The following is a 12,980-nucleotide window of genomic DNA, read 5'->3' on the forward strand; positions in this document are numbered from 1 at the left end:
TTAGCGCCGGGTTTACTCATTCTCATCAAATCGGGCGTTGATTAGATTGCAAATTGCATCCATGGCCGCTTGTGCTTCTTCGCCTTCGGCGCGGATAAGTATGGTTTTTCCAGGGCCTGAGCCCAGCATTAATAACCCCAAGACACTTGCGGCCGAGGCTTGTTTATCACCTTGAATTAAGGTGATATTAGCCTGATATTCACTGGCCAATAACGCAAGTTTAGTGGCTGGGCGGGCATGTAATCCAAGCTTATTACATAGAGTTACTTGGCGCTCAAGCACTGGCATTATTAAGCTCTCGATGGCGCGATTGCACTGTGTGCTTACCGTTAGCAAAACGTTTTGCGAGTTGATCGGCAACATAAACCGATCTGTGCTGACCACCGGTACAACCAATCGCAATAGTTAGGTAACTTCTGTTATTGCGTTCTAATTGTGGCAACCAAGTACCCAGTAAGCTTTCAATTTGCCAGATGAACTTATTGACTTGCACTTGGCGGCCTAAGAACTCTTGCACTGGCGCATCAAGCCCGGTAAGCGGTCTAAGTTCTTGCTCCCAATGGGGGTTTGGCAAAAAACGCACGTCAAACATAAAATCGGCTTCGGTTGGCATGCCATGCTTAAAACCGAAGGATTCAAAGGTGATGACTAGCTCTTTTTCAACGCGGCCGAGCAAAATTTCCCGCACCTTATCGCTTAACTCATAAATGGTTAAGTTCGAGGTATCGATGAAATGGTCCATTATTTTGGACAGAGGAGCGAGCAATTCGCCTTCACGTTTAATCGCATCACCGAGTGAACTTTGGGATTTAGATAAAGGATGCAGGCGGCGGGTTTCACTGTAGCGCTTAAGAAGTACTTGATCGCTAGAGTTTAAAAACATGCTTTTAATAACAGTACTATTAGGCAGTTTACGCAGCTCTTGCTCAAGCAGTTTTTCTTGTTCAGGTAAATTACGTACATCGACACTGATGGCGATTTTATCGTTACTTACTTGCAATTCGCTCAGCAAACTACCGATTAGGGATAAAGGTAAATTATCGACACAATAATAACCAAGATCTTCTAATACTCGCAGGGCGACGGATTTCCCTGAGCCACTGCGGCCAGAGACTATAACCAGTTTCATGCTGTGATCACCTGATAGAGTTGAGTTTCATCTTCGGTCTTACGAATTTGCTTGAGAACTTGCTTATCACTCAGTTTTTCGGCTATTGCCGCTAAGGTCGTCAAGTGCTGCTGACATTCATCGCTCGGCACTAATAAAGCAAATATGATATCTACTGGTTGCTTGTCGATGGCATCAAACGATATAGGAGTTAAGCATTTAATAAGCACTCCTATGGGCTCGCTGATTGCATCAAGGCGACCATGAGGGATAGCAATGCCATTGCCTATGCCTGTGCTACCTTTCTTCTCGCGAGCTAATAGGCTCTCAAAAATTTCTTGGGAAGATAGGTTGGGGTATTGAGCTGCCACTAGATCACTGACAAGCTCAAGCCCCTTTTTCTTACTGCCCGGAGTGGCACAGGTAGTGCACTCTGGTCGCAGGATGGTACTGAGTTCCATCGTTAATGTTTTATTAATTTCTCTTTGTGTTTAATGACTTGACGGTCCAACTTATCTATCAGGGCGTCAATCGCGGCGTACATATCTTGATGTTCGGAGGTAGCGAATATTTCACCACCACTCACTAGTAGCTTGGCTTCAGCAATCTGCTGATTTTTTTCAACATTTAAAACAACATGCACATTATTGATCTGTTCAAAATGACGTTCAAGCTTTGTGAACTTGTTTTCAACATACTCGCGTAACGAATCGGTTACTTCTACGTGGTGCCCTGTCAGATTAATTTGCATAGATGCCTGCCTCCAGTGAGATGGTGGGTTATAAACTTTTACGCTGATTGGACGGTGGGATCAACATAGCTTCTCGATATTTGGCTATGGTGCGCCGTGCAACGTTAATTCCCTGTTCTGCCAAAAGCTGAGCCATTTTACTGTCACTCAGTGGTTTCTTTTGGTTTTCTGCAGCGACTAGCTTCTTGATAAAGGCTCTAATTGCTGTAGAGGAGCATTCTCCGCCGTCATCCGTGCCTACATGGCTAGAGAAAAAGTACTTTAATTCAAAAATTCCCTTAGGGGTATGCATATATTTTTGAGTCGTTACCCGTGAAATCGTCGATTCATGCATTTCAACGGCTTCAGCTATATCATTAAGAACCATAGGTTTCATCGCTTCTTCACCAAACTCAAAGAAACCTTGCTGGAACTCAACTATGCAAGTCGCCACCTTTAGAAGCGTATCATTGCGACTCTCTAAACTTTTAATAAACCATTTGGCTTCTTGCAAGTGGCCGCGAATAAACTGACTATCGGCTTGATTGCGACTGCTGCGAGCCATGGCGGCATAATGCTGGTTCACATTCAGTTTAGGCATATTATCGGGATTGAGCTCTACAACCCAACGACCATTTTTTTTGCTGACCGATACATCAGGGATCACGTACTCATCGCTATTTGGCGTAATTAACGAGCCGGGGCGCGGATTTAAGGTCTGGATCAGTTGCAGCGCATATTTGACATCATCTTCTTTGAGCCGAGTTTTTCGCATTAATAAACGAAAATCTTTGGCGGCTAAGACATCCAAATGTTCATCAATCAGCAGTCTAGCTTCCGCTAAATATGGTGTGTTTTCATTAAAATGCGACAGCTGAATAAGTAAACATTCGCGCAAATCTCGGGCGCCGACACCTATGGGATCAAAATGCTGAATCCGTTTAAGAACCGCTTCCACTTCATCAAGCTCTATATCGTCATCATCACTAATGGCATCCAGAATTTCAGCAGTCGATAAGGTGAGATAACCGCGTTCATCAATCGCTTCAATAATAGTGGTTGCAATGGCGCGATCGGTATCGCTAAACGGAGTCAGATTCTTTTGCCATTCTAAATGCTCATACAAGCCTTCGCAGGTTTCACCTTGAAACGGCATGTCATCATCGCGCAGATTACCAGAGCCTGTGTTACTAGTTGCGGTAAACACTTCATCCCAACTGCTATCAAAAGGCAGCTCTTCTGGCATAGTTTCTTGGGTGAGGGCATCACTAGTATCGACACTTGAGCTATCGCGCTCCATATCGACTTCATAGGAGTCAGCTTCAACGGCATCAGCTTCATAACTCATGTCGCTGCTGTCTGCTGTATTGTTGTCATTGGTTTCTAGTTCTTTGTCCTGACTCTTAACGTGAGTGACATCAAACTCGTTGCCTTCCGTCGCGGCTTGGATGGGATCATATTGCTCTTCATCCAATTCTAATAGCGGATTAGACTCCAGCGCTTGCTGAATTTCCTGCTGGAGTTCCATGGATGATAATTGCAGCAGACGAATGGCCTGCTGCAATTGCGGAGTCATGGTAAGTTGCTGACCCAGTCTAAGCTGGAGTGACGCTTTCATAATTACCGCTATCCCTACTTATGAGAGTTGTGATGGAAAACACTGAATAATAAGCGTATATCACAAAGTAAAAGACGACCTTACTGATCGCCTTGTTAAAGTTAACTATAGCCTGAATTGTTCACCTAAGTACACTGCGCGCACTTGCTGGTTATCTAATATTTCAGCGGGGGTACCTTCTGCAATCAATTCACCATGACTAACAATATAGGCATGCTCACAGACGTCTAAGGTTTCACGGACGTTATGGTCAGTGATTAACACCCCAAGCCCGCGGCTTTTGAGTTGTTCAATGATCTTTTTAATGTCGATCACTGAAATGGGATCAACCCCTGCAAATGGCTCATCGAGCAGAATAAACTTAGGATTGGCGGCTAATGCTCTAGCAATTTCAACCCGACGCCGTTCACCACCCGATAACGACATACCTTGCGAATCGCGAATATGGGTAATATGAAACTCTTCCAGTAAATGCTCTAGCTGCGCTTCACGCTCATCGCTATTGAGCTCTTTACGGGTTTGCAGCACCGCCATAATATTTTGATAGACGGTTAGTTTTCTAAAAATGCTGGCTTCTTGCGGCAAGTAACCTATGCCTTTACGTGCTCGTAAATGCATAGGGTCTTGCGTCAAATCTTCATCATTAATGAAAATATGGCCTTTATCACTTTTTACCAGCCCGACCACCATATAAAAGGTGGTGGTTTTGCCAGCACCGTTAGGGCCTAATAAGCCGACAATTTGGCCGGTTTTGACGGTTAAGCTCACATCTTTAACTACCTGTCGGCTTTTATAACTTTTGGCGAGATGCTCAGCCCTAAGAGTCAAGCTTGTCATTATTGAGATTGCCCCTCGTTATTCTTTGAGTCGACCGACTGGCTAGTTTTTAGTAGTTTAAACTTGCCATCGTCTTTGCTTGGCAAGTCATCTCTAAAGCTTTCTGGTTTGATGATAGTAATGACTCGCTCGTCTTTTTGCTTATCACCTTCAGCCATTAATTGTTGTTTTTCAATGTTATAAACGATTTTTTCGGCACTAACCTTACTGCCTGCTTGCTCAATGGTAGCATTGCCAATTAAGGTCATAATGCGCTTACTCATGTTGTATTGAATTTCATTGGCGCTAGCGGTCGCGCGCAGGTTATTTTCAAGAATTTGCGAGTAAGTGGCTGGCGTGCCGTGCGCCACTAATACTGTCATGCCATCTGGATTACTGCTGGCGTTTAATTCTTTGGCATGGATCTTAATGCTGCCTTGAGTCACTACCACTGGGCCATAATAGATGACTTGCTTATTCTTGATGTCGGCAAACTGACGCGCGGCATCAATTTTCACTTCTTGATTGAGTGAATCATTGATAGCCGTAGCGCTAAAACTTAAACCGCAAAAGATAAGGGTAGCGATTGATTTACTTAGGTTCATATGTTCCTTCTATCTGGCTTTTAAGCTCAATAGTTTGGGTATTTAAGTCAGCGTAGAGGCCTTTGCCTTTTACAGTGAAACCTGTGCCTTGAATATTTATGTCCCTATCTGAGGTCATAATCATAGTATTCAGGTTTAGCTCCAAATAGCTGGTTGTCAGCGTTTGAATGGGTTCATTAGGAGCAAGAGCTTCAATAATAACATCATTCTCTAATATTACTTTACCCGTAAGCTTATCTAAGCTGCCCTGTTTGGCATGCAATTGCCATTGGTCATCACTATTTTCTGGGTACAACTGATACACAGGCTCAGTAAAAAACGTAGTCTGAGTCTGATTAAAGTGTTCCATATGCAGCGCGCTTACGCGACTGCTCACAGTACCATCTGGGTTAAATTCGACACTTTTAAGATTGTCGGCCACAAAATCGGGTTGCTCTTGCGTTTGCGATGTATGTAATTCTTGAGCCGATTTTTTTACTTGAACTTGCCAATACAGGATTAACGCCGCGCTAAAGAATAAGACTATGGCCAGAGTGACCCGATTCATACGCTCATCCCATGGGATAAATGAAATTTATTTTGGCTGAGTAACAATAAATCTGTGAGTTCTCGCACTGCGCCATGGCCACCATTAATGTGGGTCACCCAATCGGCTTGCTGCTTAACAAATGGATGGCCATCGGCAACACATACCGACAAACCTACGTGCTGCATCACAGGTAAATCAACCACATCATCGCCAATATAAGCCACTTGGCTTGGATCTAAGGCTAACTTAGCTAAGAGTTCAGTAAAGGGTTGCTGTTTATCATCAACGCCTTGATAAATATGCTCAACCCCTAGGGCTGACATGCGCTGTGCGACTAAGTTGGATTTTCTGCCGGTAATGATAGCGACTTGAATGCCAACAGAAAATAGCGATTTGATGCCAAAGCCATCGCGAGTATGAAAGGCTTTTAACTCTTCGCCTTGATTGCCAAGATAAATACGACCATCAGAAAATACACCATCGACATCACAAATGAGTAATTTGACCGCACTGGCTTTATCCCAAATCGCTTGGGCGACTGGGCCATAAAATGTTTCTTGCATCAGTTAAATTACTCCAGCTTTTACCAAATCGAGCATGTTTAACGCCCCAATGGCGTGCTGCTGTTCATCAACGACTATCAAGCCATTGATATTGCGGGTATCCATAATTTTTAATGCGCCGGCCGCTAAAATATCCGCGGCGACGGTAACGCAATTTTTCGTCATCACTTGACCAATCTCAGTATGACGTAAATCTATGTTGGCATCTATGATCCGGCGTAAGTCACCGTCAGTAAAAATGCCTAATAACTTATGATTGTCATCTACCACAGCTGTCATGCCAAGGCCTTTGTTGCTGATCTCATACAAGCTTTCGGTGATCTTGGCGCTTGGCGATACCAGTGGTAACTCATCACCAGAGTGCATAATGTCAGCTACTTTGAGTAGTAACTTGCGCCCTAAGCTGCCACCAGGATGCGACAGCGCAAAATCATCGCGGGTAAAGCGCTTAGCTTGCAGTAAGGCAACGGCCAAGGCATCTCCCATGACTAAGGTAGCGGTAGTGCTTGAAGTCGGTGCTAGTCCTAATGGACAAGCTTCTTCAGGCACCTGAATACATAAATGGACATTGCTAAGCTTGGCCATAGTGGATTCAGGTTTACCGGTAATAGTAATAACTTCTATGCCAAAGCGCTTGATAACCGGCATTAATGTCAAGATTTCAGAAGCTTCGCCTGAATTTGAAATCGCAATAATCACATCTTGCTCGGCTATCATGCCTAAGTCGCCATGACTGGCTTCGCCAGGATGAACAAAAAAGGCAGCAGTGCCGGTGCTGGCTAAGGTCGAGGCAATTTTATTACCAATATGCCCAGACTTACCCATGCCCATGACTATGACTTTACCTTTGCAGTTGAGCAGCATAGTGCAAGCTGCGGCAAATTCAGGTGAGTCAACATATTGATAAAGATTGTCTAGTGCAGATTTTTCAATATCTACGACCTTGCGGCCCCACTGGCGCCATTGATGTTCTTCTGTCATAACGGTTTCTCTGAGTCCTTGCCCTAAGCGGGAAATTAATTAGACCATAATACCAAAGCTTGGTAGCCAATGAATGAGGCTAATAACAGCGCGCCGTGCCATGGCAATAGTTGCTGGCGTTTACCGCTCAGTAATACCAAGATGGCTAAGGCGCTGCTGCTGGCGAGTACCATGTAAATATCACGGCTACTGGCCATGGCATCAACGCTGCCTGGGGCCAATAAGCCTGGAATGGCCAATACGGCTAAAATGTTGAATAAATTTGAACCGACGATATTGCCTATGGCTAAGTCATCTTCTTTCTTTAATACACCTGCAACACAGGCCGCCAGTTCTGGCAGGCTAGTACCGACCGCGATAATGGTCAGTCCAATCACTAAATCAGACATACCAAAAGCTTGAGCTATACCTACGGCGCCATCGACCATCCAGTCTGCTGACAGAGGTAACAGTATGATGCCAAGGATTATCCAAAATACTGCCATCTTGGTTGATACCCCTGTAGGAATATCATCATTGTCATCTTCATCTGAGGCATCACTTGGGCGGCTTTTAATGCCTTGCCAAATCAAATAGCCCATTAGAACCACAAAGAGTCCAAGTAAAATCGCGCCATCTAAGCGTGATAATTCACCATCATACAGTAAATAGCCGGCCAGCACTGTGGCGGCTAGCATCATAGGAATTTCGCGTTTCATGGTTTGGCTGCTAACAGCAATCGCCCCAAGCAGCGCGGTAATCCCTAAAATCAGGGTGATGTTGGCGATGTTAGAGCCAAGCACATTACCTATGGCGGTATTGCTCATACCATTGAGTGAAGCAGTGACCGATACAAACATTTCTGGCGCCGAACTGCCCATGGCGACAATGGTGAGACCAATGAGCATAGGTGGCAGGCCTAAATTACGGGCAAAGGCGGCAGCGCCATAAACAAACTTGTCCGCGCTCCATACTAATAACGCGAGTCCAGCGGCCAAGAGCAAAAGATTAAACAGCATTCTTAAAATAATGAGTATTGGGATTATGGTGCGCATTTTCGCTGGATTTGAGTCAAATTAAAAGTGCTGAGGTAACAGAGTCGTGACTTGGTTGTGCTTAAGCTGTCATTTACGTACAATTTGCCTTCTGTTTCTGTGGCTCTTGAGGCAAAATCTCGACCTTTGACCTGAGGCACTGTGTGTCATCCAGTCAGCCCTTTCATTGGCATAGACGTGAGCGGCGTTAATTGATAGCCCTCTAAGAACCATGGATTTTGATTTACGATAGGATGCAAAATGCCTGAGCTATCAACAGCCTTAGTGGAAGTGAAACGCCTGAATTTCAGTCGTGGTAATCGTCCTATTTTCAAAGATTTAAATTTAACTATTCCCAGAGGCAAGGTCACAGCGATCATGGGGCCGAGTGGTATAGGGAAAACTACCTTATTAAAACTCATTGCTGGTCAATTAACGCCAGACAGCGGTGAAGTCTTATTTGATGGCCACAATGTTCATCAATTATCGCGAGATGACTTATATCAGCTGCGTCGGCGCATGAGCATGCTCTTTCAAAGTGGCGCTTTATTTACCGATATCAATGTGTTTGATAACGTGGCGTTTGGCTTACGCGAGCATTCGGGTCTGCCAAGCACCATTATCGAGCGCATAGTATTAATGAAGCTTGAAGCGGTTGGTTTGCGCGGCGCGGCGCAATTATTCCCCAATGAACTATCCGGCGGTATGCAAAGACGCGCCGCCTTAGCGAGAGCCATCGCCATGGAACCAGAAATGGTGCTCTATGATGAGCCTTTTGCTGGCCAAGACCCGATTTCTATGGGAGTAGTGGTTAAATTAATCGGTGATTTATCCAGCGCCCTTAATCTAACCTCGGTGGTGGTGAGTCACGATGTCGATGAAGTGATGTCGATTGCCGATTATGTTTATGTCATCGCGGATAAAACCATTATTGCGCAAGGCACGCCGCAAGAGCTTAGAGTATCAACGGATGCTAAATTGCAGCAGTTTTTATGTGGCAAGCCCGACGGCCCAGTGCCATTTCATTTTCCTGCCAAGGATTATATTCAGGAGTTAACCAATGGCCGTGCTTGATTCAATTGCGACACTTGGGCGCTATGGCATCAATCAGGTGGCAGGCTTTGGCCGGGCTGGCTTGATGCTGTGGGGCGCCATTGCCCATTGGCCGCGAGTAAAAAAAGGCTTGCCACTACTGATTAAGCAAATCTATGTAGTTGGCGTGCAATCTATGCTGATTGTCTTAGTGTCAGGCCTGTTTATCGGCATGGTATTAGCGCTGCAAGGTTATACCGTGCTGGCAGATTTCGGTACCGAAGAAAGCTTAGGCCCTATGGTGGCGTTAAGTTTGTTGCGAGAACTTGGGCCAGTCGTCACCGCTTTGCTGTTTGCGGGGCGCGCAGGCTCAGCATTAACCGCTGAAATCGGTTTGATGAAAAGTACTGAGCAGCTATCAAGTTTAGAAATGATGGCTGTTGATCCACTGAGGCAAGTGATAGCACCAAGATTTTGGGCTGGGGTCATTAGCATGCCATTACTGGCATTAATGTTTACGGCCGTGGGTATTTTTGGTGGCCATTTAGTCGGGGTGGAGTGGAAAGGCATTGATGAAGGTGCGTTTTGGTCTATTTTGCAGGCATCGGTTGAATGGCGCCAAGACATAGTCAATTGCATCATCAAAAGCGTAGTGTTTGCCGTGGTCGTGACTTGGATAGCCCTGTACCGTGGTTACCATGTTAAGCCTAATCCAGAAGGCATTAGCCAAGCGACCACTAAAACTGTGGTGCAATCCAGCTTAGCGGTTTTAGCGTTAGATTTTTTACTAACAGCAATGATGTTTGCACGTTAATAGTCACAATGGGAAATGACCAATGTTAACTCGAAAGATTGAAATTCTAGTGGGACTGTTTTTATTAGCAGGACTGGCAGCATTATTGGTGTTGGTGTTTAAAGTGGCTAATGTCGATTTAAACAATGGGGAAAATAGCTATAGCTTGGAGGCCAGATTTACCAACATAGGTGGCTTAAAAGTGCGCTCACCCGTAAAAGTTGGCGGCGTTGTGGTGGGGCGAGTGACAGCCATTACCTTAGATACTGAACGTCTTGAGCCGATAGTGACGATTAAAATTGATAATAAATATAATCAATTTCCAGACACTAGCAGCGTCGCGATTTTAACCTCAGGCTTACTCGGAGAGCAGTTCCTCGGCTTGACGCCAGGGTTTGTTGATAGTGACGTGAGCATGTTGGCAAACGGCGATCGTATTGATGATACCCGCGGTGCATTAGTGCTTGAAGATTTGATTGGTCAATTTCTTTACAGTAAATCAGATAAATAAGGGGAGCTAAGCTATGTCTAAATTGTTGCCATCAATTGCTGCGATGTTTTTTATGTTGGTGTCATTAAGCGCAAAAGCGGCGCCCGTTGATAATCAAAACCCCTACCTCTTGATTGAAGTAGTGGCGAATCAAACTTTTGACCGCTTTAAGCAAGAACAAGCCAAAATTGCGGCAGATCCTGAATATTTAAAGGTGATAGTCACCGATGAACTTATGCCGTATGTGGATGCCAAATACGCAGCCTATAAAGTATTAGGTAAGTATTTACAGCAAACGACGCCTGAGCAAAGAGATGCCTTTGCTGATGCTTTTAAGCAGTATTTGATTGCCACCTACGCGCAGGCTTTCACTGAATACACCAATCAGGAAATTGCGTTTAGCCCAGTTAAAGACTTCAGCAAAGAGAAAATCGTCTCAGTGGACGTGGTTATTTTAGCGCCCGGCAGACCCAATATTACCGTGGCTTTTAAAATGCGCCGCCTTAAGAACAATGAGTGGAAAGCCATCGACATGGTGGCCGAAGGCGTGAGCTTATTGGCCTCTAAAGAATCTGAGGTAGCAGGTATCATTAGCCGTGAAGGCATAGATGCTGTGATTACTCAGTTAGGAACTTTGGCGGCCAAACCTATTACGCCTAAGTCAAATGCCAAAGGGAATTAAGCCATGAGTCTTGCTGTGAGTTTTGATGCTAAAGATAGCGAGTGTTTCATTCGCGGTCGTCTCACGGAAAAAGATGTCATTGAGTTATGGCCTAAGCGCCATGACTTAGTTAGCAAGCAAACACTTAAGCTTAATTTATCTGAGCTTGAGTATAGTGATAGCGCTGGCATCGCCTTTTTAATCGAGCTATGGCAGCTAGGATTAGTGCACCAAAGTCAGCTGACTTTGGTTGCACCTTCGCCACAACTGAGTAAACTCCTCGGTCTGTATGATTTAGATTCACAATTTCCCTCGCAATAATCTTGAGTTTGCCGCGAGCCAGTTAAGGGTAATCAAATGGATTGCAACGAAATCGAACAGCTGTTGTTATCACAACTTCAGCTTGAAGAAGTGCATGTCAGCACTGATGGTAGTCATTTTAAAGTGATAGCCGTAGGCGAATGCTTTGAAGGTTTGAGCCGCATTAAGCAACAGCAAAGTATTTATGGTCCATTGATGGAAAGCATCACCAGTGGTCAATTACATGCATTAACTATTAAAACTTTTACGCCGACCCAGTGGAAACGCGAAAAAATATTTAACTCGCCAGTGTAGAGAGTAAGTGTGGATAAATTAACAATTCAAGCCAATGGCGCGCTCAGTGGTAGCGTCGTAATTTCGGGTGCAAAAAATGCTGCCTTGCCAATCTTAATGGCAGGCGTATTGGCTGAGTCTGAATTTGTGTTAAGTAATGTGCCACAGCTGCGCGATGTAACTACCAGTTGCAAACTGCTGCGCTGTTTAGGCGCTGAAGTTGATGTGACTGCTGATGGTCTCATTAAAATCCGTACCGACAAGCTCGATAATTTCTGTGCACCTTATGATTTAGTTAAAACCATGAGAGCCTCGATTTTAATTTTAGGCCCTTTGCTGGCTCGTTTTGGTACTGCGGATGTGTCTTTGCCTGGTGGCTGTGCTATCGGTGCCCGCCCAGTGAACCTGCACTTGCATGGTTTAGAGCAAATGGGCGCTCACATCGAAGTGAAAGAAGGTTATATCAAGGCGCGTGTTGATGGCCGCCTGAAAGGCGCTCATATCGTGATGGATATGATAAGCGTTGGCGCCACTGAAAACTTACTGATGGCTGCGGCATTAGCTGATGGCGAAACCATTATTGAGAACGCGGCGCGTGAACCTGAAGTTACAGATTTAGCCAATTGCTTGATAGCCATGGGTGCCAACATTGAAGGCGCAGGTACTGATACCATTCGCATTCAAGGCGTTGAAAAATTAAATGGTTGTCATTACCGCGTAATGCCAGATCGCATCGAGACTGGTACTTTCTTGGTCGCTGCTGCTGTGACTCGCGGTCATATTCGCTGTGAAAATGCTAAGCCAAAATCTTTAGAAGCGGTTCTTGCTAAGCTTGAAGATGCGGGCGCAACTATCACGACTGGCGCTGATTGGATTGAGCTTGATATGCAAGGTCAACGTCCAAAAGCGGTCAACATCAAGACTGTGCCATATCCAGGTTTCCCAACCGATATGCAAGCGCAATTTTGTGTATTGAATGCCCTGGCGACTGGTTCTGGCACTATCGTTGAGACCATTTTTGAAAACCGCTTTATGCACGTCCCTGAGCTACTGCGTATGGGCGCTGACATGGAATTAGAAGGTCACACTTGTATTATCCATGGCGTTGAGCGTTTAAGCGGCGCGCAAGTGATGGCGACCGATTTACGCGCATCAGCAAGCTTAGTGATAGCAGGCTTAATGGCTGATGGCGACACAGTAGTAGATAGAATTTACCACCTTGACCGTGGTTATGAGCATATCGAACAGAAGTTTGAAGGCTTAGGCGGGCATGTGGTTCGCGTAAAAGAGTTTGTGAAAGAGAGCTAATAACGCTTGTAACACTCATAAAAAACTCGGCTTGCCGAGTTTTTTTATGGCTAACGTTTAGGGGCTAACGCTTAGGCGTTTAAGGTAAGGTTAATAAGGGCAAGGTTTAGTCTGGCGCTTACGCGTTAGCTTAGTGCGG

General features: G+C 45.1%; 18 protein-coding genes. 7 read left to right on the forward strand and 11 right to left on the reverse strand.

Annotated features, from left to right (window positions below; all coding sequences use genetic code 11):
• Window positions 1–12 precede the first annotated feature (12 nt).
• From AC1HDP_RS15595 to AC1HDP_RS15645, 11 genes are all read right to left on the reverse strand, one after another.
• Complete coding sequence (locus AC1HDP_RS15595) at window positions 13–288, reverse strand: HPr family phosphocarrier protein (protein ID WP_479639451.1); 276 nt, start codon at window positions 286–288, stop codon at window positions 13–15.
• Window positions 275–1,129 (reverse strand): RNase adapter RapZ, encoded by an 855-nt coding sequence (rapZ, locus tag AC1HDP_RS15600; RefSeq protein WP_479639452.1) that lies wholly within the window; start codon window positions 1,127–1,129, stop codon window positions 275–277. The genes AC1HDP_RS15595 and rapZ overlap by 14 nt, the downstream gene beginning before the upstream one ends.
• A complete protein-coding gene (gene ptsN / locus AC1HDP_RS15605; protein WP_140930853.1) occupies window positions 1,126–1,569 on the reverse strand; it encodes a PTS IIA-like nitrogen regulatory protein PtsN in 444 nt (147 codons plus the stop codon). Before ptsN ends, rapZ begins: the two co-directional genes overlap by 4 nt.
• A 2-nt stretch (window positions 1,570–1,571) precedes the next feature.
• Entirely contained in the window at window positions 1,572–1,859 is a 288-nt protein-coding gene (gene hpf, locus AC1HDP_RS15610) for a ribosome hibernation promoting factor (protein ID WP_140930855.1), read from the reverse strand.
• A gap of 28 nt (window positions 1,860–1,887) precedes the next feature.
• Complete coding sequence (locus tag AC1HDP_RS15615) at window positions 1,888–3,456, reverse strand: RNA polymerase factor sigma-54 (protein WP_479639453.1); 1,569 nt, start codon at window positions 3,454–3,456, stop codon at window positions 1,888–1,890.
• 105 nt (window positions 3,457–3,561) lie between these two features.
• Window positions 3,562–4,293 carry an LPS export ABC transporter ATP-binding protein gene (gene lptB, locus AC1HDP_RS15620; RefSeq protein WP_140930859.1) on the reverse strand — a complete coding sequence of 244 codons (732 nt, stop codon included), beginning with the start codon at window positions 4,291–4,293 and terminating at the stop codon, window positions 3,562–3,564.
• A complete protein-coding gene (lptA, locus tag AC1HDP_RS15625) occupies window positions 4,293–4,877 on the reverse strand; it encodes a lipopolysaccharide transport periplasmic protein LptA (protein WP_479639454.1) in 585 nt (194 codons plus the stop codon). Before lptA ends, lptB begins: the two co-directional genes overlap by 1 nt.
• Entirely contained in the window at window positions 4,864–5,424 is a 561-nt protein-coding gene (gene lptC / locus AC1HDP_RS15630) for an LPS export ABC transporter periplasmic protein LptC (protein ID WP_479639455.1), read from the reverse strand. The genes lptA and lptC overlap by 14 nt, the downstream gene beginning before the upstream one ends.
• Window positions 5,421–5,972 carry a 3-deoxy-manno-octulosonate-8-phosphatase KdsC gene (kdsC, locus tag AC1HDP_RS15635; RefSeq protein ID WP_479639907.1) on the reverse strand — a complete coding sequence of 184 codons (552 nt, stop codon included), beginning with the start codon at window positions 5,970–5,972 and terminating at the stop codon, window positions 5,421–5,423. The genes lptC and kdsC overlap by 4 nt, the downstream gene beginning before the upstream one ends.
• Window positions 5,973–6,950 (reverse strand): KpsF/GutQ family sugar-phosphate isomerase, encoded by a 978-nt coding sequence (locus AC1HDP_RS15640; protein WP_479639456.1) that lies wholly within the window; start codon window positions 6,948–6,950, stop codon window positions 5,973–5,975. It abuts the gene before it with no gap.
• Window positions 6,951–6,985: 35 nt separating this feature from the next.
• Complete coding sequence (locus tag AC1HDP_RS15645) at window positions 6,986–7,948, reverse strand: calcium/sodium antiporter (protein ID WP_479639908.1); 963 nt, start codon at window positions 7,946–7,948, stop codon at window positions 6,986–6,988.
• A 276-nt stretch (window positions 7,949–8,224) separates the two neighbouring features.
• On the opposite strand from AC1HDP_RS15645, the gene AC1HDP_RS15650 reads away from it, so the two are divergent.
• Genes AC1HDP_RS15650 through murA form a run of 7 tightly spaced genes read left to right on the forward strand, consistent with a single transcriptional unit; the run spans window position 8,225 to window position 12,841 of the window.
• Complete coding sequence (locus AC1HDP_RS15650) at window positions 8,225–9,037, forward strand: ATP-binding cassette domain-containing protein (RefSeq protein ID WP_140930869.1); 813 nt, start codon at window positions 8,225–8,227, stop codon at window positions 9,035–9,037.
• Window positions 9,024–9,809, forward strand: a complete 786-nt coding sequence (gene mlaE / locus AC1HDP_RS15655) for a lipid asymmetry maintenance ABC transporter permease subunit MlaE (protein ID WP_479639457.1) — start codon at window positions 9,024–9,026, stop codon at window positions 9,807–9,809. The genes AC1HDP_RS15650 and mlaE overlap by 14 nt, the downstream gene beginning before the upstream one ends.
• 22 nt (window positions 9,810–9,831) lie before the next feature.
• Window positions 9,832–10,299 carry an outer membrane lipid asymmetry maintenance protein MlaD gene (gene mlaD / locus AC1HDP_RS15660; protein WP_479639458.1) on the forward strand — a complete coding sequence of 156 codons (468 nt, stop codon included), beginning with the start codon at window positions 9,832–9,834 and terminating at the stop codon, window positions 10,297–10,299.
• Window positions 10,300–10,312: 13 nt separating this feature from the next.
• A complete protein-coding gene (locus tag AC1HDP_RS15665; RefSeq protein ID WP_479639459.1) occupies window positions 10,313–10,960 on the forward strand; it encodes an MlaC/ttg2D family ABC transporter substrate-binding protein in 648 nt (215 codons plus the stop codon).
• A 3-nt stretch (window positions 10,961–10,963) separates the two neighbouring features.
• Window positions 10,964–11,260: an STAS domain-containing protein gene (locus tag AC1HDP_RS15670; protein WP_479639460.1), complete on the forward strand. Its 297-nt coding sequence runs from the start codon at window positions 10,964–10,966 to the stop codon at window positions 11,258–11,260.
• Window positions 11,261–11,296: 36 nt separating this feature from the next.
• Complete coding sequence (locus AC1HDP_RS15675) at window positions 11,297–11,554, forward strand: BolA family protein (RefSeq protein ID WP_479639461.1); 258 nt, start codon at window positions 11,297–11,299, stop codon at window positions 11,552–11,554.
• Between the two features lie 9 nt (window positions 11,555–11,563).
• On the forward strand, window positions 11,564–12,841 hold the full coding sequence (murA, locus tag AC1HDP_RS15680; protein WP_140930881.1) for a UDP-N-acetylglucosamine 1-carboxyvinyltransferase: 1,278 nt from the start codon (window positions 11,564–11,566) through the stop codon (window positions 12,839–12,841).
• The last annotated feature ends 139 nt before the right edge of the window (window positions 12,842–12,980 follow it).

The organism is Shewanella sp. ISS20, from assembly GCF_056522965.1.

Coding starts and splice junctions, on each gene's coding strand:
- AC1HDP_RS15595 (WP_479639451.1), bottom strand. CDS start 288: ATGCCAGTGCTTGAGCGCCAAGTAACTCTATGTAATAAGCTTGGATTA.
- rapZ (WP_479639452.1), bottom strand. CDS start 1,129: ATGAAACTGGTTATAGTCTCTGGCCGCAGTGGCTCAGGGAAATCCGTC.
- ptsN (WP_140930853.1), bottom strand. CDS start 1,569: ATGGAACTCAGTACCATCCTGCGACCAGAGTGCACTACCTGTGCCACT.
- hpf (WP_140930855.1), bottom strand. CDS start 1,859: ATGCAAATTAATCTGACAGGGCACCACGTAGAAGTAACCGATTCGTTA.
- AC1HDP_RS15615 (WP_479639453.1), bottom strand. CDS start 3,456: ATGAAAGCGTCACTCCAGCTTAGACTGGGTCAGCAACTTACCATGACT.
- lptB (WP_140930859.1), bottom strand. CDS start 4,293: ATGACAAGCTTGACTCTTAGGGCTGAGCATCTCGCCAAAAGTTATAAA.
- lptA (WP_479639454.1), bottom strand. CDS start 4,877: ATGAACCTAAGTAAATCAATCGCTACCCTTATCTTTTGCGGTTTAAGT.
- lptC (WP_479639455.1), bottom strand. CDS start 5,424: ATGAATCGGGTCACTCTGGCCATAGTCTTATTCTTTAGCGCGGCGTTA.
- AC1HDP_RS15640 (WP_479639456.1), bottom strand. CDS start 6,950: ATGACAGAAGAACATCAATGGCGCCAGTGGGGCCGCAAGGTCGTAGAT.
- AC1HDP_RS15645 (WP_479639908.1), bottom strand. CDS start 7,948: ATGCTGTTTAATCTTTTGCTCTTGGCCGCTGGACTCGCGTTATTAGTA.
- AC1HDP_RS15650 (WP_140930869.1), top strand. CDS start 8,225: ATGCCTGAGCTATCAACAGCCTTAGTGGAAGTGAAACGCCTGAATTTC.
- mlaE (WP_479639457.1), top strand. CDS start 9,024: ATGGCCGTGCTTGATTCAATTGCGACACTTGGGCGCTATGGCATCAAT.
- mlaD (WP_479639458.1), top strand. CDS start 9,832: ATGTTAACTCGAAAGATTGAAATTCTAGTGGGACTGTTTTTATTAGCA.
- AC1HDP_RS15665 (WP_479639459.1), top strand. CDS start 10,313: ATGTCTAAATTGTTGCCATCAATTGCTGCGATGTTTTTTATGTTGGTG.
- AC1HDP_RS15670 (WP_479639460.1), top strand. CDS start 10,964: ATGAGTCTTGCTGTGAGTTTTGATGCTAAAGATAGCGAGTGTTTCATT.
- AC1HDP_RS15675 (WP_479639461.1), top strand. CDS start 11,297: ATGGATTGCAACGAAATCGAACAGCTGTTGTTATCACAACTTCAGCTT.